The following is a 21274-nucleotide window of genomic DNA, read 5'->3' as shown; positions in this document are numbered from 1 at the left end:
ATGCGGAAATGGCTTTCAACAGCGGCAGGGATTTCATTGGCGGCAGCCTCTGTCTGTCCGTATCCGGCATCAGCCGCGGAGTACCTGCTTGGGCCCCAGGACAAGGTCAGGCTCAAAGTCTACGAATGGCGCGCATCGCGTGATGTGATCTTCGAGTGGGCGGCTCTCAACGACAGTTTCACTGTCGGTGCCGACGGGACTCTCTTCCTGCCATTTGTCGGGCAGATACGCGCGGAGGGCACCGCTCCTGGGACTCTCGCCCGCGCCATAGGCGATCGGCTGATGCAGCAGATGGGACTCGGCCGCCAGCCGGATGTCGCCGTGGAGATTGCCCAGTACAGGCCGTTCTATGTGGTCGGCAACGTCAAGCAATCCGGAGAGTTTCCCTACAGGCCCGGCCTGACAGTGCTGCAGGCGCTTGGGGTCGCCGGCGGGTTGCCGATACGCGAGGATGATGTGTCTCGGCTTGGACGAGAGTTCATCACGGCCCGGGGCGATGTCGGGCTGCTGGCTCTGAACAATGTCAGCCTGCTCGCACGCAAAGCGCGGTTGCAGTCAGAGCTGGCCGGCAGTGACGACATCGCTTTCCCCCCTGAACTGAGGGACAGGGTTTCGAACGAAACCGTTGCCCTTGCAATGAACCAGGAACGCAAGATTTTCGATATCCGAAAGGATGCACTGGCGACCCAGCTCCGTTCACTGCGAGACCTCAAGGACTTCCTGCAACAGGAGCTGGCCTCGCTCGAGCAACAGCTGACTTTCCATGACAAACAGATCGAGCTCATCCAAAAGGAGCTCGCGGGTGTCTCGAATCTCGTGCAGAAGGGCCTTGCGGTTGCACCACGGGAACTTGCGCTGGAGGGGACTGTCGCCCAGATGCAGAGCGACAGATTAGCGGCCGAGACCTCGATGCTGCGTGTCAGGCAGGAGATGAGCAAGACAGACATCGAAATACTCAACCTCAGCAATCAGCGTTCCAGCGAGGTCGCCGAGGGCTTGCGCGAAACACAGCAGCAGCTCAACGAGGTGACCAGCAAATCCGACACCGCAGTGCAGTTGCTGAGCGAGACGCAGGTCGCTGTGCCCGCTCTGCTGGCACTAAGGCAGAGTGCGGCGAGGGCCAAGCCGATCTTCACCATTGTGAGGCCGAAAGACACCGGCACGGAAGAACTTGCTGCCCAAGAGACAACCCTTGTCGAGCCGGGCGATACCATCAAGGTCGAAATCCCCCTGCCGCAGTCTGGCTTGGACAGCTTGCCTGCAGCGGATGCAAGCGTCCAGGCGGACACCACTGCTGTTGGAACTACGAACTGACCAGATCCGCTTGGCGCGAACCAGGCCAGCATCCTGGCTCCGTCGATGCTCACCAGGACCGCCACCTGTTGCAGGTGGGGTTGGATGGCTGGGGCGTTAGGCATGGGGGCTGCGACCCAAAAATATGTGGCTCTACAAGTACCCCTTTTGCAATACCGCAAACAGCATTCCGAAGCACCGTATCTAGCACTTGCCTTGCACTCCTAGGCCGCCTATCAGTTGGCGCACGGTGGGGTCTCGGCCCCTGACGGAACTCCCCGCCGCGGCAAGCCAACTCCTTCTGCGGGTGCCACTGGAGATATCGGTGCTCACAAGCATACTGGCCGTATCGGTGGCAGGGATACTTCTGGGTCTACGCTTCAAGGCTGCCGCGCTGCTGGCAGCGACTGCAGTGCTTCTGATCGCAATCCTTGCCTGGAATAGCCTAGGTCTGTGGGGCCATGTGACTGGTGGCAAATCTCTGGTTTTGATATTTCTTTTGGCTTGCGCCTACCTCGCAGGCTTGTCTCTGTCGCACTACTGCAATCGAAACGAGAAGTGATCGTTCGACGTTTCAGGAGGCCCTGCCGACCCGCATGACCGCGACGATGGTCCTGAGCAAGATCACGATATCAAGCCAGATCGACCAGTTCCGCACATAGTGGCTGTCCAGCGCAACGCGGTTATTATAGTCCATGCTGCTTCTTCCACTCACCTGCCAAAGACCGGTGAGCCCCGGCCTTGCTGCGAGGTACTCTGCCTGATGCTCGCCATAACGCCTGAGTTCGTCCTCGACGATCGGCCTTGGGCCCACGCAACTCATGTCACCGCGCAGTATGTTGATGAGTTGGGGAAGCTCATCCAGGCTGGACTTGCGCAGCAGTCGCCCGAAAAGCGTAACGCGGGGATCGTTCCTGATCTTGTGGGTCTCTTCCCACTCCTTGCGTGCGTGGGCGTTGGACTCGAGATATGCCTTCAGAACCTCGTCCGAATTGGCGACCATCGAGCGAAATTTATAGCAATTGAATGAGCTTCCACCGAAGCCTACTCGCCTATGCGAGAATACGGCTGGACCGCCGCCGGCCGTAACCTTGATCAACAGACCGACGACAATCATGACGGGCGCGGCCAAAACAAGCGCTGCGCCGGCTATGGCCAGATCCATGATCCGTTTGAGGAGGCCTCCAATCGGAGGGTTCGTCTTCCCGGTGAGGACACCCGGCAGCTCATTCAACACCGTTCCGGTGCTGGCGTAGTCACGCGCAGAAACAACATGCAGGATCGCCCTGCTTTCGATCGCGGCCGGCACAACGGGTTGGCTCCAAAGCGCCTCACCCTGGTGCTGCTTTTCGAAGGCGTTTGTCATGTGCCGGTCGCTGTTTCTCGTTGATTAACTTCGACAGTCTTCCAAGGACGGAACGTGCCGGCAAGAAATGCAAAGGAGGTAGCGCGATACTCCAGGGGCTACCCCCTATCCTCACATATGATTGCTCTACACGCTTTGCCGGCTTCCGAAAGCGCTCTGCTTAGCGGCAACCCGACGGTGCTTGGACGTCATTACCCTCGCGTTCGCGAGAAGCACGCCAAGTATAGGCGTCCTGGAGGCCTGAAGTGTTCTCACGAGTTCCCGCAGTGCGTCGACGTGCGTCTTTCCCCACTCCGCAACCACCACGACACCGTCGAGCACGGATCCAACGACCAGGTCATCCGCCCCGGATTCAAGCGATGGCAGGTCAACGATGACGATATCATAAGCGGCCAACTCGTAGCCTGCCGCGTCCCCAGCAGTAACTTCAGAAAGGAAAACCTGCATGTTCCTTGGCACGAGCAGGTTCTTTGCATCCACGACGGAACTTGAAAGAACGTCGAACCGCCGCCCCAGAGCGCGTGTGATATTGTGTCGAGCGGGATCCAGGCACTCGTTGCCCTGGACGTTTGAGTGCCCAATCAGTCTTGTGGTAATCGTCGATCTGCGAACATCAGCGTCAATCACCAACGTCTTTAGACCGGACATCGAATAGAGCGTGGCGAGGTTGCTGACAACGGAAGTCTTCTGACTGTTGCTCGAAACAGCGGTTAGTCCAAGAAACTTCACCGGATGGTTCGTTTCCGCCAAGCTGATTTCGGTTCGCGCTTTCCTTAGGCTCTGGCTGTATCGCGACCACGGATGCTTGGTCATTTCGTCGACGTTTCCGAATTCCCTGCGCCTGCTCGTGGGCGGTAGTTCTCCGACGCACTCTATTCCCAGATTATCGCGGATATGACGTGGCAATCGTATGGTCCAGTCGAACGAGTGCCGCGCGAAGGAAAGGCCAATGCCGAGAATGAGCCCTGCGACGCCAGCGAAGGCCAACACCAGCTTCGGTTTTGGAGCGCTTGGAAAAAGCGGCGGCGTCGCGGCAGTGATCACTCTTGCATCTGCAACCGGGTAGGATTGCTGGCTTACCGAATTGGTGTAAGCCTGCAGAAAGCTCTCATACATTTTTTGATAGGTGTCAGCAGTTACCTCGAGTTCTTCGAGAGTAGGTTCAGAATTAACGCCGCCACCGGCACTTGCACCACCTCCTACGCTATAATCGTGCCGAGAGCGAAATGCCTGCGCCCTTGCCATGGCCTCGTTCATCTGGGTGCGCAGCTGCTGAAGGCGTTTTTCCAACCATGCTCCACCTTCTCTTGCCGAATCGGCCTTGGTGTCGATCTGTTCATGCACGAAGGCGTCAGCCGTTGCATTCGCAATCTTGGCGGCGCCCTCCGGATCGGCGGAGGTGAAGGATATGTCTATCGCGTAGGAGACACCTACCCTTCGCACATCGAGGCCACTGAGGAAAATCAGCATGCTGAGACGGGACTTCTGGTAATCGGTCAGCTTTGCGGTCGACTCCGGAGCGCCTAAGCCGATATGCCCCCAGAGTGAGTTCAGCCGTGCGCTTTTCTCAAGCCCTAAAGCTTGCACCATTATATCATTGAGTTTCCTGAATCTTTCCTGCAACATCGGTGTCTCGGGGCGATTGAAACTCGTATCCTCAATCAATTTCAACTGATCAATTACCATCGAAGCAATCTTCTCAGATTGCAGTACTGCGATCTGACTTTCAATTTGTGCGGTGTCCAATGACAGATTTACTTCACCGCCCTCCTGCAAATGTTGCGGTAGCTTCGGTTCGATCAATATCTGGGCGCTGGCCGTAAAAACCGGATCGGTGGTCAAATCGTAGAACCATGCGACCAGGAGTGCCGCGGCAAGGCAGGCCGTAATTGTTCCGACATAATTTCTCAAAAACCCGGTTATGTCCGAGAGGCCGATGAATTCCTGTCCGACATTGGCCTGCTGATTGGTTGCCAAAGGCCATTGGTTGGCGAACAAGCGGTTCATTCAAACGTCTCCGGCGGGCATGGGAGAGTCCTTCGTGCACGCCGCCCGATACAGAGCTTCATGGCGTCCGCCCGATGTTCTCATAAGAGCCGGGGCCCGCGATCCCGGCTTCTGCAGAAAGACTACGCCGACGTGGGGGAAGGTAAACGCCGCCAATTGGCGTAGACCTACATCCTTTGCGAATGGAGAATGCGCGGCAGACCGGCCCTTATCCTGGCTAGAAATGACTTCTGCTGTTCCAGCAGCAACTCTCGTGCTTGGTTTGCCGCAAGATCGTGCGAGAGGATAACCAGTTTGGCTGAAAGACGTTCGCCCCTATCCCCGTTTTCCGTCGCCTCCAGGCAAAATGCGGCACAATCTGTCATTCGTTTCCGAGCTTGGCGAAGTCGTTCCGATTCCCTTTCCATCTCCGGCTGAATGAGGTCGAGCGCACGCGCCAAAGCCTGGAAACGCCTATCATCGACGTTCTTGTGAAAGGAGAATCCGAATGATGTCAGCGGCACTACAGAGCCACAATTGATGTTGGCGCCCGATACGGGCCTACCCCCACGATACGCGACCGCCATGCCTGGACGAGATATCCTTTCGATCATCGATCGGCACCACCTATTGGATGAAGCGGCACGAGCCGCGGGGTAGCGCTACCCGAATTCATGAAGGGGCCGAGGTTCGCGGCCATGCTAGGAATATTGGCGCAATCCCGGAGCGGTAGCCGTGACCCTAACGATAGTCGCCCAAGCCAGGCCAAACACATTCGCGTTCGAGAACAATGCTCTCATCAAAGCCACTGGCTTCCGGGAATATGATGCGCGGTGGTGGTTCGGCCACCCTGGCTCGGAGAAAGAGCCCGAGCTCAATTTGATGGGCGCCCAAGCACTGGGAATGGGTCTCGCCACTCTGATCCGCCGAATGGGGGTCGGCCCGGAGATCGTCACGGGTCACGACTTTCGCAGTTATTCAATGTCCATAAAGATGGCGTTGGTCTCAGGGCTGATGGCGGCTGGCGCACATGTCAAGGACATCGGCCTGGCGCTTTCCCCGACCGCCTATTTCGCCCAGTTCGCACTCAACGCTCCGTCTGTTGCGATGGTCACGGCTTCCCACAATGAGAACGGCTGGACCGGAGTTAAAATGGGCGCACAGAGACCGCTAACATTCGGTCCTGACCAGATGACAGCCCTCAAAGCGCTCGTACTGAACGGCGACTTCGATCTTGTCGGTGGCGGCGGCTACGAATTCGTGTCCGGATTTCGTGAGAGATACATCGACGACTTGACTGCCGGAAGGACGGCTCGACGCAAGCCGCGCGTGGTCGTGGCCTGCGGCAACGGGACGGCTGGCGCATTTGCGCCACAGGTGCTGAAGACCATCGGCTGTGACGTGATCCCACTGGACGTGGAGCTCGATTACACCTTCCCGCATTACAACCCCAATCCCGAAGACATGCAGATGCTGCATGCCATCCGGGACAAGATTCTGGAGACCGGTGCCGATTTGGGTCTCGGCTTCGACGGCGACGGCGACCGCTGTGGCGTCGTCGACAATGAGGGCACCGAGATCTTCGCTGACAAGGTCGGCGTCATGCTGGCGCGAGACATTTCCAGCCTGCATTCGCAATGCACCTTTGTCGTGGACGTGAAATCAACCGCGCTTTTCATGACGGATCCAGTTCTGGCGCGAAACGGCGCGCGCACGGACTATTGGAAAACGGGACATTCCTACATCAAGCGGCGGGTAGCCGAGCTTAACGCAATCGCCGGCTTCGAGAAATCGGGACACTTCTTCTTCAACCCGCCGATCGGGCGTGGCTATGATGACGGCCTTATCACGGCGATTGCTGTCTGCGAGATGCTCGACCGTAATCCGGGAAGGACGCTGGCCGAACTCTACCGCGCCCTGCCCGTGACCTTCGGCACCCCAACAATGTCCCCCCACTGTCCCGACGAAGTCAAATATGGCGTCGTCGACAAGGTCCTGGGCGACTTCATGAAAATGAAGGGGGACGGGACCGAGTTTGCGGGGCAGCCGCTTGTTGATCTGGTTACCGTCAATGGGGTGCGTGTCGTGGCTCAAGACGGCACCTGGGGTCTGGTCAGGGCTTCGTCGAACAAGCCCGAAATTGTCGTCGTCGTCGAAAGCCCCGTCTCGTCGGAGCGACGTCGACAGATGTTCGAGGCGATCGACGCCGTCCTGCGCCGCAATCCAGAGGTCGGAGCCTACAACCAGACATTCTGAGAGGAACTGAAGCATGGCACACCGGATCGTAAGTTTTGTTATGAGCGGCGGGGTCGGGTCCCGGCTGTGGCCGCTCTCGCGCGAAGACAATCCTAAGCAATTCCACGATCTCTCGGGGGATGGCTCTATGCTGGCGAAGACGGTTCGGCGCCTGAAGGCGTGGCCGGACAACGAAACGCCGATCTATCTGATAGCATCCGAACGCCATGCCGAACGCGTCATCTCCGATATTAGTTCGCTCGGTCTGAACGGGGGAAAGCCAATTTTCGAACCGCTGGGCCGCAATACGGCCGCAGCGGTCGCCATTGCGACACTGCAGACGATTTCGGAGCACGGCAACGAAGCGCTTGTGCTCGTGGTTCCCTCCGACCATGAGATATCGACCGAGACGCAGTTCTGGGAGACCGTTGAAGCGGGTATGCCCGCCGCCGGCTCGGGAAGCATTGTCGTGTTCGGCATCAAGCCCACTCATCCAGAAACCGGGTACGGATACATTGAGGTTGCGGCCAATGGTGACGGCGCAGCCGCGGTCTCACGCTTTGTCGAAAAGCCGAACATCGAGACGGCGCAAAAATATCTGTCGTCGGGGAGGTTTTACTGGAATGCTGGTATCTTTCTGTTTCGTGCCGACACGATGCGGAGGGCTTTGCTCGAGTTTCACCCGGAGATCTGGGAAACCGCCGAACGCGCCTTCAGCACTGCCAAGGTGGATGTGTCGGGCGTTTACCTGCCGCAAGGCTTCTACTCGGCTGTCCCCTCCACATCGATCGACTATGCAGTCATGGAACATGCGCGGGGCATCGCGATGGTGACGGCTTCGTTCCGCTGGAACGATCTTGGGTCGTGGCAATCCTTGCTGGAGGCCAGCCCCGTGGACGGAAACGGCAACGTCGTAATGGGCGATGTCGTCGCCATGGACTGCGACAACTCCTACCTCAGAAGCCAAGGTCGGCTGCTCACCGTCATAGGAATGAAGGATGTGGCGGTGGTCGCAACGCCGGACGCCATATTCATCGCCCCGGTCAGCCATAGTCAGAATGTGAAGAAGGTCGTCGAGCAACTTGAGAAGAGCGGGCGCCTCGAGACGAAATTCACAGCGTCGGAAGACCGGATCATTGTCAGCGGATCATGGCGCAAGCGCGTCGAGCACTGGCTCTTCAACGAGACCCTTCCGCTTTGGTCAGACGCAGGCGTCGACAACGCGCATGGCGGCTTCCACGAAGCGCTCGGTTTCGATGCCAGGCCATTGGGCAAACCCAAGCGGATGCGCACGATGGCTCGCCAGATCTATGCTTTCGCTGTGGCCAAGGAACGTGGCTGGACGGGGGCCGCCGACAAGCTCATCGATCATGGTATAGACTTCATCGCAAAATACGGCCGCACAGATCGTGGAGGCTGGGTACGCACCCTCAATTCCAATGGAAGCGTAGCCGATCCGGCGGAGGATGCCTACGACCATTCCTGCGTGCTCCTGGCACTTGCTCATGCCTATCGCTGCGGCCACCAACCTGCCCTTCAGCTTGCACAGGAGACATTTCATTTCATCGATTCGCACCTTGAGGATGGGAGCTTAAATGGCTTCCTCGAGACACCAGGCTGGAACGGGGTTCGGTCCTCGAACCCACACATGCACATGCTCGAATCATTCCTTGCCTGGTACGCCGCAACCGGCGATCGCGCATATCTGCGTCGAGCGGCTCGCATCATCGATCTATTCCGCAGCCATTTCTTCGACCAGGAAAGTTGGACGCTGGGCGAATATTTCGATGCCGACTGGCTGCCGTTGCCCGGAGACAACGGACAGTGGACCGAGCCTGGGCACCATTTCGAATGGGCCTCCCTGCTCGTCGACTTCGCGCGGGCAACCGGACAGAAAGATCTGGCTGCTTACGCGAGGAAACTCTACTCGTCGGCGGTCGCCAGCGGACTGAATCGAGCCACAGGGCTGGCTTATGCGGCCGTTTCGCGACAAGGGATGCCTCTCGACAGGCTCTCGCGCAGCTGGCCTCAATGCGAAGCCATCAAGGCGGCGATCGCGTTGGACAACATCGGTGGGCCTGATCTGAAACCCGAGATCGAAGCTCGCGTCGCGCGCCTTTTCAGATGGCATATCGATCCCGCGCCGCTTGGCCTGTGGATGGACAGGATCGACGAGCGCGGTCGGTCGCTGGCGACGGAGGTTCCTGCCAGCATCTTCTACCATTTGGTGACGGCATTGATGCAATATCTCGACAAGACTGAGGGGCAGGTTCAGGCGTTTCCGGGACTTTCTCTGAAAGCGGACAGCCTTGTTGCGAAGCAGAGTTATGGTTGAAGAAAGCGACTGCTCATCGCGTCACAACGCGGCAGATCTTACTCCAAACAGGGAGTTTTCTCACCGTTCGCGCTGATGCGGTGGGAGGTACCGCTAATTCGGTATCTTCTTGCCTCTGTGTCACCATGGCAAACTGCGGTACCTTAAGCAGAGGCCGCGCCCACAAACACGAGGGTCTCCCGGCTTCTGGCGGCGTAAACTTATCAAGGTGTGGGAAGTAGAAGCTTTTTGTCCGGGCAGCTGAAGGGCGACGATGGCAAAAAAGAAATCGCGTGACAGGCGCAGTGGTGATCTCTTGAAGCTGCTTGCAACAAGACCTCGGGTAGTTGCGCTTGCAGCGCTGCATGTGAGTGAATCGGTCCTCTTGGAACTTGAAGCATCGGAGTTGTTATCTCCGGCGCAGATCAGGGGCCTGCTGCGGGATGCGTCCCTGACGTTGCGCAATGCCGCCGACCAGGCGGACAATCGGAGCTGTCTCGTTGCCAGTGAGATCGTTGAGTCAATGAGGGAGAATTTTAAGAGGAGTAAGTCATAGATAATACAAGCTCTAGGCGGCATCAATCGACCCGTGGCCTATTCCGATCCAGGTTTCGACAGGACATTGATGTCGTGGCACCTTCCTTTGGCGAGATCTGAAAGAACGCTCATAAGCTAAAATTTAATATGCATGATGAGTTTCAGGAAGGTACATAGGAGTTGGGTAGGGTTACGGATGACACAGGCTTCACGTTTTTTTTCGAGAGGAGATGAGCACAGTTTGTCATACGTTGGACTTAACGATGACGACGCCGCTCTGATCAAGACCCTCGGCTTCGCCGCGAAGCGGTATCTAGTCGACGCGGTAATCTTCAGCCAAGGTGACGACAACGATCGTATTTACGTCGTCGAGTCGGGTTGGGGGTGCATTTCCCATGAGCTTCCGGACGGGCAGCGACAAATTCTCGATTTTGCCCTGACTGGCGATGTCGTTCTGTCTCAATCACCTGGAAGCGGCTCTATTGGGACATTCGTAGCTCAAACTGAACTTTCATTGCTGGTAGCACCCACCAAGACATTGACGCTTGCCGCTATGAAATCGCCTCGTCTGTTCGCGTTCATCGTTGGAGCCCTCTTGCGCAATGGGGCGGTTATGGCTCAGCACCTTGCCAGCGCAGGACGACGCAACGCATTAGAGCGGACAGCACATTTGCTGCTCGAGCTGACAGCGCGTCTGCAACGAGTAGGCGCAGTTGACCGCAACGGCTTCGACTGCCCGCTCACCCAATACGACCTCGCTGACGCCCTTGGCCTTACTCCGATCCACGTCAATCGAATGCTGCGGGAACTTCGCGAGCGGAAGTTTCTCGAATTCCGGCAGGGCCATGTCCGCCTGCTCGATTACCGCGGTCTGGCGAAGTTCGCTGGATTCGACGGCGAATACATCAAGAGTTGAGCGCCGGGCGCCTTAGCCCTTGGAACCCTCGCTTTAGTAAAGCGCGCTCGAGCGCTGGACTGGCCGCAACGGAATTCCCGTTGGTGAATAGCTGCAGCGATGGAAAGAGAGTTGCGCCGAGCTACAAACCACTCCGAACCTGCCGCTCCGCTTAGGCAAGCTTTTGCGTGTTTCTTAAGCCTAGCAAGTAAGATCGGGCATAAGCTACGTCAGCCTGGATTAGCTGGCAATATGGCCTGCAGGTCCCACATTGCCGTTTATTCGGAGTACGCCTGATACCAGTCACGCTTCGCCTCTACTCCTTCATTATTCGTTTGGGTGAATTCTTCTTATATAATCAATAGCACATAATCGTTGTCACCGGGCGCGAAGTGGATCCTGCCGGTCAGGTCCGGCGGCGTCTGCCGCTACCCCGCAGACTTCGGGCCGCACGCGCTCATTTGGCCGGGAGCGGAATCCGCGCAAGCGGCCCGACAGCCTGTTGGGGTGCAACTTGTCTGACCGTCGGGCCTCACCGGCTCCCTGGGTGGCGTTGCCGGCTGGAACGATGGTAATATTAGGACCTTCGAAGTAACACCTCTCAGAGCCGTTTTCCCCGGCTTTGTGGCACCCGGTGAAGTCCTGCTTGGCTTCTGGGCTAGCACTGGGGGCGGGTCGGTCGTCCTCAGCAATGCAGAGCTCGATCCGTTTGCTCAATCGGCTAATGTCGCTGCGTCGTCACAGAAGTCCGAACCGATAGAGCGCGCTGACCGCAAGTGGGCGGAAGATCGCACCATAACGCCCGGCTACGGGCTGACCCCAACTCTGCTTGTAGTCTTGCCCGGAACCGAGATCGAACTGGCGATACGCAGCGCTTGCCGCCCATTCGATCGAAGCCTGCATTATGCGGACACCGACCCAAAGGCCGTCGTATTCGGGGTCGCGAACGATGCATTGGCCGAGCACGGCACCGTCCTGACACATCAGGACGGTGCCGGCCGTGGGCCGATCGCCGTCGAGCAGGTGCAAGGTGTGGAACTGGATCGGACTGTCGGCGGTCTGCCGTTTCATGAAGGCGCGCCAGAACCGCAGACGATCCTCCGCGGCGACCGTCTCCTCGGCGTCGTTGCTTTCCCACACGCGGCTCCACTGGGTGCAGCACCATTCCAGGTCGCCCACATCGTCGACGCGAAGGCGCATGAACTCGTCGCAACGTTGGCGGGCCTTGCGCACATTCTTGCGGTGATTGCGGCTCCAGAGTGCCTCATAGTCGCCCTGCAGGTCGACGCGGTAGTTGTCTGGAGACCAGTAGGATCGCGGCTTGAGATCCACGACGCTCTTGTCGAGCCCCGCCTCGACCCGGACCTCGACACCCAGGGCGTGTAGCGCCCGACCAAGAGCGGCGGGAGAGGACGTGGGCGCGATTACGCCAGAAAGCGATTGATAGGCGACGGGCTCCCAGTACCGGCGGCGGCGACGCAGCGAGATGAGCGCGGTCGGCCGGCCGCTCTCTGTCGCCAGGGCGTGGCGCTTCTGGACGCTCGTGGGCTGGGTGAGTTCACGATAGAGGTCATGGTCGCAGCCGGGAATGGCCGGCAGGACGTCCAAGGCTTGGTCGAGGGTCGAGTTCCAGACATCAAACCAGGCGATTTTAACGCCCCGCGAGGTTAAGGGGGTAACGATGCGGGCAGCGGAGATCACGGCCGGCGCGGCGAGATGGCCCAACGCACGCTTGAAATCCGAGCCGGCGGCTTTCGCGCCGGCAGAATCCATGGCGTCAGAGTGATTCATCACCGGTTCCCCCTGCAGTCAGTGCTTGTCTGCCATCCAGGCAATCCTTCGAAGAAGCGGTCCGCCGGTGTTCGCGTCGGCCGGCGCAGGCGCCTGCCCCTGTTCGGTGTCCTCACCCAGGAAGCGCCGGAGGTGGGCAAAGGGCGCGCGCAGGCGCACAGGCGCCAAGGCCTGGATCCTGCCCAGCAGATAAGCCAGTTCGGCGGCAAACGGATGACGGGTCCAGCCCATGGCCAGGAACCAGAACACTGCGCCAAGCCCGCCGCCCAGGACAGTCTGTAAGACCGACAGGTTCATGTCGAGGCCGTTCAGTCCGATGACGACGAGCGGGCCCAGCGCCGTCGCGAGGGTGGCGACGGCGCTGGGCAGTAGGGCGCGCAAATATTCGCCGACGCTCAATTTCAGCCGCCGCATCAGGAACCAGAGGCCGACGCCCACCTGGATCGGCGTGGTGGCGAAGATCGAGAGCGCTAGCATAAATGGGCCATGCTGGGCCGCCAGGATCATGATCAGGCTGGTGATCGGCAGGGAAATGATCCAGGCCTTGGCCGTGTCTCGGATGCCGCCGACGGCTACCAAGGCCGGAAACATAAGGGGGACGGGGAAGCAGAGCATGGTGGCGGCCGCCATCACTTGCACCAGGGGGATGGAGGTCTCCCATCCTGGTCCCAGTAGGGTGTGCACCAGGGGATAGGCGAAGAGGATGACCATCGCCAGGCCCGGCCAGTGGAATGCGGTCAGGCTGGCGGCGGCTTTGAGATAGGGGGCCTTGAGGGGACGCCCCGTGCGCGCATGGGCGGCGAACCCTGGCAGGGCCACCGCGGAGATAGCCGATATGACTAGGCGGCTGGGCATCTGTGTGACCTGTTGGGCTCGGCTGTAGAGACCTACATCGGTGCTGCCGCTGGCCCGCCCCAGCATGAAGGTTGGAATGACCTCCCCGAGGGTGGTCAGAAGGCCGGTCGCGGTGTTCAAGCCGCCGAACGCCAGAATCTCGCGCCATTTTGTGAGCTCGATCCGGAAGATGGACAGGTCCGGGCGCATGAGGACGGCAAAGACAAAGGTGGAGAGCGGATAGCTAAGCGAGCCCCAGGCGAAGCTCATATAGCCGAAGCCCATCATCACCAGGCCAGTTGTGGTGATGTTGCCGACGAGAGCGGAGCCCAGGTTGATGGCCGCGATGCTCCAGAACTTCAGGTCGCGGCGAAGCAGAGCCACGATCGGCGAACCGATGCTGGAGAACAGATAGCCGAATGCCACGGTGCGGACAAAGTTCTCCAGACGCGGTTCGCGGGCGAAGGCGGCATAGAGGCCCGCCGTCGCGACGAAGGCGGTCGTAAGGACGACGGCGACCGCCAGCATCAAGGTGAAGGCAGTGCGTATTTCCCCCTTCGAGAGTTTTTCGGCGTTGACGATGTAGTTGGTGACGCCGAAGTCCCGCATACCCTCGGCGAGCGCGACGAGGCTGGCGCCAAGGAAGGCAGCACCGATTTCGTTGGGTGTCAAAAACCGCGACGAAACATACAGCGTCGCCAAATTCAGGATGAGGGTGGCGTACTTCTCGAAATAGACCGCGACCACGGCGCGCCGGATGCTCGCCATTCCTATCTCTCACTTTCGGACAGACCGGCCCCGATGTGGGACCTCCATCACATCTCGCTTGAATTCCAGAATTGGAGTCATGGGCCTTGGATTTTGAACCCGGGTAGCCTTGATCAGGGTCGAGGCGACCTTCTGTTGATCCTCATCGGTCATCTGGGGATAGAGGGGAAGGACGATGGTATGATCCTGGGCTGCCTCCGATTCCAGCAAGGACATGCGCAGGGGCCGGGAGGCATAGACGTCCTCGCGGTGAGCGCACATGATACCGCGGCGGGTGGCGATATCGGCATCCAGCATAGCCTGCATGACAGTGCGCTGGTCGGCGGAGTCCGGCAGACGGACACAGAAGCTCTGCCAGTTGGTGCGAGCGTAGGCCGGCTCGCGCACCAGGCCCAGCCATTGCGCCTCGCCGAGCAATTCGGCGTAGCGGGCGGCAAGCGCGCGGCGGCGGGCCACGATGCCGGGCAGGCGCTTGAGCTGCTCGCGGCCGACAGCGGCCTGGATGTCGGTCATGCGATAGTTGTAGCCGAGCACTGGGTGCGTCTCGAAGATCACCTGGGTCGAGCCGTGGCGGACCGTGTCGGGCACGCTCATGCCGTGCTGGCGCAACGACTTGAATTTGGCGACCCAGTCAGCGTGCTTGGTGGTCAGCATACCGCCATCGCCGGTGCTCATAATCTTGCGTGGGTGGAAGGAGAAGCAGGCCACGTCGCCGTGCGCCTTGCCGACCTTCTCCCATCGACCGTTCCAGAAGATCTCGCTGCCGCTGGCGCAGGCCGCGTCCTCGATTAGGGGCAAGCCCCTAGCCTTGGCGATGTCGACCACAGCAGCCATGTCGCAGGGCAAGCCCATTTGGTGGACCACCAGGATCGCGCTGGTTTTGGCCGAAAACGCGTGCTGGATCAGAGCCGGATCAATGTTGTAGGTGGTCGGATCGATGTCGACGAAGACGGGGATCGCGCCACAATAGGCCACCGAATTGGCTGTGGCGATGTAGGAGTGACTGACCGTGACCACCTCGTCGCCGGGCTTCACCCCCGCCGCCAGCAAGGCCAGGTGCAGGGCCGTGGTGCAGTTCGAGACGGCCGCAGCGTGCGGCGCGCCCGTGAAGGTGGCGAATTCCGTCTCGAAGGCCGCCACCTCGGGGCCTTGCGTGACCCAGCCGGACAGGATGACGCGGCGCGCCGCCTCGGCCTCGGCCCCATCCATGGTGGGCTTGATGATCGGAATCATGTCAGATCCTCAGAACGAAAGACCTACTCGGTGCGAGAAGTTGCAGTGGTCGTATCACGACAAAGCCGGTGGCTCACCTTGTCCTATTGTGGGATGCAGATACCGACGGCCGGCGTGCCTGGTGTATTGGGACACTTGGGTTTCCTACCATACGGATACCGCTTTCGGTCAGCGGACAGGCTCTGAAACAACCTTCCGGCCCCATTGCAATGGGGCAAGCAATGTGTGGCCCGACATTTTCGGCGGGGAAACGCCAAAATGTGTCGCACCCGCCATTCGATACTATACGCTAACACTTAAATATTGAATTCAATATAGGGATTGCCGGCGGGTGGCCTACAGCAGATTCATCTACCCTGAAAAACCAGTTGTGGCAGTGTGACAATGCAGCTTAGCATCCAGTCAAGCCGAAGCGTATATTGTGCTGCGAGATAAGCTTGGCCTGGGAGGAAAATGTTATCGTTACGCTTCTTTTCATTTATCCATCGCCTGGAAGAGACGAGTAACCCACCTATAGACCGACCGGCGCGCAAACAACATTTTTCAGGATCTCAATTTGGCGAGACGTGCGCCTGCACCGTCACGCTCAGAGCCTACGCCTTCTGGCCGAATTGATGTGACAAAGAGTTAGGCGTTTATAACCAAGAAAGTCTGACGGCCCCCGGGGCCGAACCATGTCTCGGTTGCGGAGCATCGGCTCGAGTATTGACCCATGGCAACCATTGATCAAGGCGCGATTTTCGCCGTCCGGTCGGCCAAGGCCGTCGCCCGGCCGGCGGAAGATCGTATCGCCGGCTTCGACGGCGTGCGCGCGATCGCCGTCCTGATGGTCTTCATCAGCCACAAAACGACCCTGCCGCACCACGATTCCTATGGTTCCGTCGGCGTCTGGCTCTTTCTCGTGCTAAGCGGCATGCTCATCTCCTCGATACTGTCGGAGATGCGCGCAAAGGTCGAAGCGGGGGTCCAGTCGACCTGGCGGTCGATGGGTGACTTCTATCTGCGCCGCAGCCTGCGCATTTTCCCACTTTATTACGCCTGTCTCGGTGTTTTCGCACTGGGTTCGCTGTTCACCTCATTCGTCGGCTTCTCGCGCGTGGAAGCGACGATCTACGCCCTCTACGGCACCAACATCTATATCGAGATGACGCCGACCGGGGCCCACGGTCATTTCGGTCACCTCTGGTCGCTGTCGGCGGAGGAGCAGTTCTACCTGCTCCTGGCGCCGATCCTGCTGTTCACCCCGCGCAAATACCTGCTTCGGATTTGCATCGGCTTCATGCTCGCCGGCGCGGCAAGGCTGGCTTGGCTCGTATCGGTGAACACCCACCCGAACGCCATTCACGTCGATCCGCTGATCGCCTTCGGCATGCTCGGCGTCGGCGGCTTTCTCGCCTCATTGAAAAACTTCAAGCCGCCCGCATGGCTGGTGAGTGCGCAATCCCAGGCGGCGGCTGGCCTGGCGTTGATCGCGATCCCGCTGGTCTTCGGATATTTCCGGGACGCATGGAACGTCTTCGGACCGCTGACCTGCACTGTGGCCGGTTTGTTCCTATTCCAGATCGCCCGCAACCAACAGACCCCGGTCGTGGCTTTCCTCAACCTGTGGCCGCTGCGCTCGCTCGGCCGGGTGAGCTATGCCTTCTATATCCTGCACCAGTTCGTCCATTTCTACGACGTCACGGCGGTGCTCCATAAGCTGCATCTGGAGATCGACGCGCCGGCTAACGTTCAACTGGCCCTGGAGCTTTTCATCACCATCGCGCTGGCGACGCTCTCCTGGCACTTCTTCGAGCGGCCGCTTCTGCGGTTGGGCGCCAGATTGACGGCGCGGGAGGGCACCGAGGCCAGCAGCGCAACCGCTGCCTTGTCCCCTGGCCGGCAAAGAGCCACGTAGATGCGGGCGGAGCTACGACCAATGCGACTCGACGACGAACGCCGCATCAAGGGTTTTGATGGCTTGCGCGCGATCGCCTTCGTCTTCGTATTCATTAGCCACAAGTTTCATCAAGGGACGTATGGATCCCTTGGCGGCGACGGGGTGATGCTCTTCTTCGGGCTCAGCGGCCTCTTGATCACCCGTATCCTGGCTCGCACGCGGGTGGCAGTCGAGGCTGGCGAGACGACAACGCTTGCGGGTCTGGGGCGATTCTATCTTCGACGCACGGCCAGGATATTCCCCGTCTATTACGCGACGATCGGCGTTTTCCTGATCGCCTCGCTGTACGTTCACTTCGATGGCTTCGAAGGCGGCGCGCCCCAGGCCATGCTGCTCTACGCCACGAACATCTATGTGTTCATGACCGGCCACTGGGTAGGCCATTTCAACCACTTCTGGACGCTGGCGATCGAAGAGCAATTCTATGTGCTGTTTGCACCCTTGCTGCTGTTCACCCACAGCAAGGCCGCCGGTCAGATCTGCGTTGCTTTCGTGGTTGTGGGTCTCATCACTCAGGCGGGCCTCGAATGGGCCGGAGCATCGTCCAAGGTCATCGGCTTGAATCCCATGATCGGCTTTGGCTATCTCGCCTTGGGTGGTCTGGCAGGACTGAACCTCGACCGGCGGGTACCGGCATGGCTGGTTTCCACGGCGGCCCAGAGCATCGCCGCCCTGGCGCTTCTTATCTTGCCCCTGACAGTCCTCAAGGACGAGATCGCCTGGCGCGTCTACGCGCCGGCAGTCGCGGCTACAGCCGCGCTTCTGGTCTTCCAGATCGCGAGGAACCAGGCCTCGCGTTTTGTCGCCCTTCTGGACACAAGGCCCCTGCGCAACCTGGGACGCATAAGCTACGGCTGTTACGTTTTCCACGAGTTCATTCATTTCTACAACGTCGAGGCAGCGGCCCGGAAGTTCGGCGTCGCATTCGAAGCGCCGGACTGGATCTCGGCCCCCATCGAACTTGTGTTGACCATCGGCTTGGCGACCGTCTCCTGGCGATTCTTTGAACGACCAATCATGGCCTGGGCCCATCGGGCGACACCGAAAGCCGCGCCGGCCATCGCCTGAGCACCCTCAGCTTGCCAGACCGAACAGCTTCCGCAGCAGACCAATGTTGTGGTTCAGGCGCAGGTAATATTCGCGTTCGGGCCGGTCGAGCATCTGGAACGCGGCCAGCACCGGGGTGGCGACGAGCATCTTGATTGCTCGCGCGATCTTCTGGCCTGGCGTTTTCAAACCCCTCAGTTCCACCTCGCCTTCCTTGCGCGCGCGCTCTGTGAGCCACGCGCGCGTAAGACGGCCAGCATCGACCTTGTGGTCCACGACGAAGGCATCCGCGTACCAACAGCGATAACCTGCTCCAATCAGATCGGTCATCATCTGGGCCTCTTCCCCGCTGGCTAGGTTCGAGCCGACCCGACCGGTCTTTACGTCGAACCCACCATGAGCTTGAAGCGCGCGGCGGCGGAATAGCAAGTTGGCGCCGACGCCGATGGGATGATCGGTCGTGTCGCGGAAGCCGTCCTCATCGACCACCGACAACAACAAGCGCGCTCGCGGTCCGAGCTGGCTCGGCGGTATTTCAAGACTGCTGGCGTCGTCGGGCCAGTGTGCGACCACCCGCCCCGCCAGGATGGCGGTCTGGGCGTCACAGCGGGCCGCGCAGGTGATCGCCGCTTGTACCCAGCCGGGCCGCGGCACGGCGTCATCGTCCAGCAATGCAATCCAATCGCCTTTGCCTGCCTCGAAACCCGCGTTACGGGCCCGGGCAACGCCGGGCTCGTCGAGCCGTATGAAGCTCAGTCCCGGGCGCGCCTTCAGGGTCTCCAGCACATCGGCGTGCGCCGGCGCCGAGGCGCTGTCGATGACGATGACCTCCACCGCCTGGCCGACGCATTGCGGCAGCAGGGCGTCGACGTTTTCGAGGACGTCGTGGCTGCGGTTATGTGTGGCGATGACGATGCTAATGGCCGGGGCACCTGTGCTGATCTTCGGCGCGTCCTTGGCGTCGTGCATGCCCATCCGATCCTTAAGCTCCACGCGCGTTCAGTCCAGCGCCGCGTCCTCGACGGCCGACGGGCGCGCGCCTAGGCCGATCGACCAGAAGAACGCCGCGCGCAACGGCGTCGGCCTCACGAGCTGCCTAACCGCCCGGAACGGAAACACCAGCAGCGCATGACGCACCGCGAACCGCACGCCCTTCGCATCCCCCTTGGCCGCCCGCTCCACCGCCGCATCGGCGAAATAGGTGTAGAATCCCAAGAGCGTGGCGAAATAGGAATGCAGCCACTCCTTCGGTGAGCGCCACTTGCGCCAGACGGGTATGGCGTGCCGCATAAACACCCTGCGCGTATAGGGAATCCGGCTCAGGACCAAGGCGTCGTAGGATCCCGACGGACGCTGGCGGAACAAAACGCATGGCACGGCCACATGCTCCACATGCCCACCGCTGGCGACGCGCATATGCCAGTCCCAGTCCTGGTCGGCCAGCAGGGTCTCGTCGAAATAACCGTAGGCGTCGCGTACCGCGATACGCGCCATCGTGGCGCCGATCTGCGGGAAGTAGCCGTCCAGCATCATCTTCAGATGGTCGCCGTCGGGGCGCACGTCATTGGGGATGGGAGGCGCGATCGGCCGCAGACTAGGATCGGCCATCACAACCTGACCGAAGACCGCCTCCACCTCCGGCTGGCGATCGAAGAGTTGCAAATGCGGCCGCACATGTTGCTCGGTCCACACGTCATCGTCGTCCAGGAACGCCAGGAACTCTCCCGAGGCCGCCCGCATCGCGGCGTTGCGCGCGGCGCCAGCGCCTGCGGTCGTCACGATGAGGTGCTGCGCGCCATGGGCCTGTGTCACTGCGCCGGTGGCGTCATGGTTGGAGCCGTTGTCGCCAACAAGGATCTCAAACGTCAGATCCGGGCCTTCGAGCGCGCGAATGCTCGCCAGCGACTGGTCCAGGTACTGCGGACGGTCGCGGGTCGGGACGACTACCGAGACGATGCGCGCCTGACTCACCCCCATTCCTCCCACCGATCAAAGACGCCCGCCAGGGCCGCCGAAAATACCCGCATGTTGTCGAAGCGCGTGATGAAGGTCCGCGCGATGGTGCCAGCCGAACGCGTCTCCTCTGCCTGGGCGTACACCAGCTCATAACCTGCTGCCTTGGCCTGCCGCATGGCGATCGGGGTCCAGTTGGTCGATTGGCCGAGCGGAATTGCGAACGAGGTCGGCGCAAAGCCGAGCCGGGCCTCGATCATAGTGCGCGAGCGGTCCAATTCCTCACGGGCGGCCGCGCCGTCCAGCTGTCCAAAATCGGGATGGCTTGCGGAGTGGCTGCCGATTTCGGCGCCGTCGGCGGCCAGGCGCTCCAGATCGCGCCAGCCTAGAACCTCGTCGGTCGGCCAGGGAGACCCGCCTTCGCTCCAGTCGGTGACGACGAACAGGCTCCAGGGAGCCTCGAAGTCCTTCAGGATTGACGCGGCCTCGGTCATCACGCTGCGCAGACCGTCGTCGAAGGTGATGGCAAGGTCCATCGGGTCGCCCCCCGTCCGAGCGATCTTCGAGGCCGGGACGAACCGGTAGCCTCGCGCCGCGGCCCACTCCAACTGGCGACGGAACAGCTTCGGCGGCACGTCGTTGTGATCCATCAGCGGCTGGCCGACCGAGTGGTAGGCCAGGATACGGCCGCCCGAACGGCTTACGCGTCGGCCAAGGACGGACATGCCCTCTCGTTCGAGGACCATGCGTGCGCCGACCAGATGACGCCTTTCGACACCGAAGGCGCGGACAGCCCGCTTCAGAATCTTCGGCGGTCGCCCAATCATATTCACCTTCGCCTCAGTTCTTTTTGTCGGTGTCGAAAAGCAGGCCTCATGGCAAGTATGACTTCTGACGCCAACGCCACCATGTCAAAACTCGAGGCACCCATATCCATCCCGTCAAACGCAATCCTCACCAGAAGGAAAGCAACGCCTTAACAGGCTTTGTATCGTCGAACGTATCAGAATGAGGTGCTGAACAGACCAGAGTCAAAAAGGGTATCCCGGTACGTTTTTGTCAGCCTGCTAAATCAAAAGTGTA

General features: G+C 60.1%; 15 protein-coding genes. 6 read left to right on the top strand and 9 right to left on the bottom strand.

All coding sequences use genetic code 11. The features are described 5' to 3' along the window. Entirely contained in the window at positions 1-1314 is a 1314-nt protein-coding gene (locus tag NKH38_RS29955; protein ID WP_023697345.1) for a polysaccharide biosynthesis/export family protein, read from the top strand. Between the two features lie 553 nt (positions 1315-1867). Here the strand turns inward: NKH38_RS29955 and NKH38_RS29950 are convergent. From NKH38_RS29950 to NKH38_RS29940, 3 genes are all read right to left on the bottom strand, one after another. Continuing rightward, positions 1868-2659, bottom strand: coding sequence for a sugar transferase (locus NKH38_RS29950; RefSeq protein ID WP_352765083.1), 792 nt, complete (start codon positions 2657-2659; stop codon positions 1868-1870). Between the two features lie 126 nt (positions 2660-2785). After that, the gene (locus NKH38_RS29945) at positions 2786-4666 is read right to left on the bottom strand and encodes a GumC family protein (RefSeq protein WP_352765081.1); all 1881 of its coding nucleotides are present in this window, start codon (positions 4664-4666) and stop codon (positions 2786-2788) included. Positions 4667-4833: 167 nt separating this feature from the next. Next, positions 4834-5259 (bottom strand): hypothetical protein, encoded by a 426-nt coding sequence (locus NKH38_RS29940; protein WP_352765079.1) that lies wholly within the window; start codon positions 5257-5259, stop codon positions 4834-4836. Between the two features lie 121 nt (positions 5260-5380). Between NKH38_RS29940 and NKH38_RS29935 the strand changes: the two genes are divergently transcribed. The 3 genes from NKH38_RS29935 (at position 5381) to NKH38_RS29925 (ending at position 10647) form a co-directional block, all read left to right on the top strand. Continuing rightward, positions 5381-6901 (top strand): phosphomannomutase/phosphoglucomutase, encoded by a 1521-nt coding sequence (locus tag NKH38_RS29935; protein WP_031199982.1) that lies wholly within the window; start codon positions 5381-5383, stop codon positions 6899-6901. A 13-nt stretch (positions 6902-6914) separates the two neighbouring features. Continuing rightward, positions 6915-9215: a mannose-1-phosphate guanylyltransferase/mannose-6-phosphate isomerase gene (locus tag NKH38_RS29930; RefSeq protein ID WP_352765076.1), complete on the top strand. Its 2301-nt coding sequence runs from the start codon at positions 6915-6917 to the stop codon at positions 9213-9215. 712 nt (positions 9216-9927) lie between these two features. Further along, positions 9928-10647 (top strand): Crp/Fnr family transcriptional regulator, encoded by a 720-nt coding sequence (locus tag NKH38_RS29925; RefSeq protein WP_023697353.1) that lies wholly within the window; start codon positions 9928-9930, stop codon positions 10645-10647. Positions 10648-11364: 717 nt separating this feature from the next. Here the strand turns inward: NKH38_RS29925 and NKH38_RS29920 are convergent. From NKH38_RS29920 to NKH38_RS29910, 3 genes are read right to left on the bottom strand one after another with little or no spacing between them, the layout of a single operon-like run. Next, entirely contained in the window at positions 11365-12417 is a 1053-nt protein-coding gene (locus NKH38_RS29920) for a GNAT family N-acetyltransferase (RefSeq protein WP_352765074.1), read from the bottom strand. 18 nt (positions 12418-12435) lie between these two features. Continuing rightward, a complete protein-coding gene (locus NKH38_RS29915; protein ID WP_352765072.1) occupies positions 12436-14019 on the bottom strand; it encodes an oligosaccharide flippase family protein in 1584 nt (527 codons plus the stop codon). 9 nt (positions 14020-14028) lie between these two features. Beyond that, positions 14029-15252: a DegT/DnrJ/EryC1/StrS family aminotransferase gene (locus tag NKH38_RS29910; protein WP_352765070.1), complete on the bottom strand. Its 1224-nt coding sequence runs from the start codon at positions 15250-15252 to the stop codon at positions 14029-14031. 712 nt (positions 15253-15964) lie between these two features. On the opposite strand from NKH38_RS29910, the gene NKH38_RS29905 reads away from it, so the two are divergent. Then, positions 15965-17149: an acyltransferase family protein gene (locus NKH38_RS29905; protein WP_352446679.1), complete on the top strand. Its 1185-nt coding sequence runs from the start codon at positions 15965-15967 to the stop codon at positions 17147-17149. A 21-nt stretch (positions 17150-17170) separates the two neighbouring features. Further along, a complete protein-coding gene (locus NKH38_RS29900; protein ID WP_352446678.1) occupies positions 17171-18259 on the top strand; it encodes an acyltransferase family protein in 1089 nt (362 codons plus the stop codon). A 6-nt stretch (positions 18260-18265) separates the two neighbouring features. Here the strand turns inward: NKH38_RS29900 and NKH38_RS29895 are convergent, their stop codons facing one another. From NKH38_RS29895 to NKH38_RS29885, 3 genes are read right to left on the bottom strand one after another with little or no spacing between them, the layout of a single operon-like run. After that, positions 18266-19207 (bottom strand): glycosyltransferase family 2 protein, encoded by a 942-nt coding sequence (locus tag NKH38_RS29895; RefSeq protein ID WP_352765067.1) that lies wholly within the window; start codon positions 19205-19207, stop codon positions 18266-18268. A 30-nt stretch (positions 19208-19237) separates the two neighbouring features. Next, on the bottom strand, positions 19238-20209 hold the full coding sequence (locus tag NKH38_RS29890) for a glycosyltransferase family 2 protein (RefSeq protein ID WP_352446676.1): 972 nt from the start codon (positions 20207-20209) through the stop codon (positions 19238-19240). After that, entirely contained in the window at positions 20206-20916 is a 711-nt protein-coding gene (locus tag NKH38_RS29885) for a polysaccharide deacetylase family protein (RefSeq protein ID WP_352765065.1), read from the bottom strand. The genes NKH38_RS29890 and NKH38_RS29885 overlap by 4 nt, the downstream gene beginning before the upstream one ends. Positions 20917-21274: the final 358 nt, after the last annotated feature.

The sequence above is a fragment of the Mesorhizobium sp. M1078 genome, from assembly GCF_040318615.1.
Taxonomy (GTDB): Bacteria; Pseudomonadota; Alphaproteobacteria; order Rhizobiales; family Rhizobiaceae; genus Mesorhizobium.
This window is presented reverse-complemented; position numbering and strand designations above follow the sequence as displayed.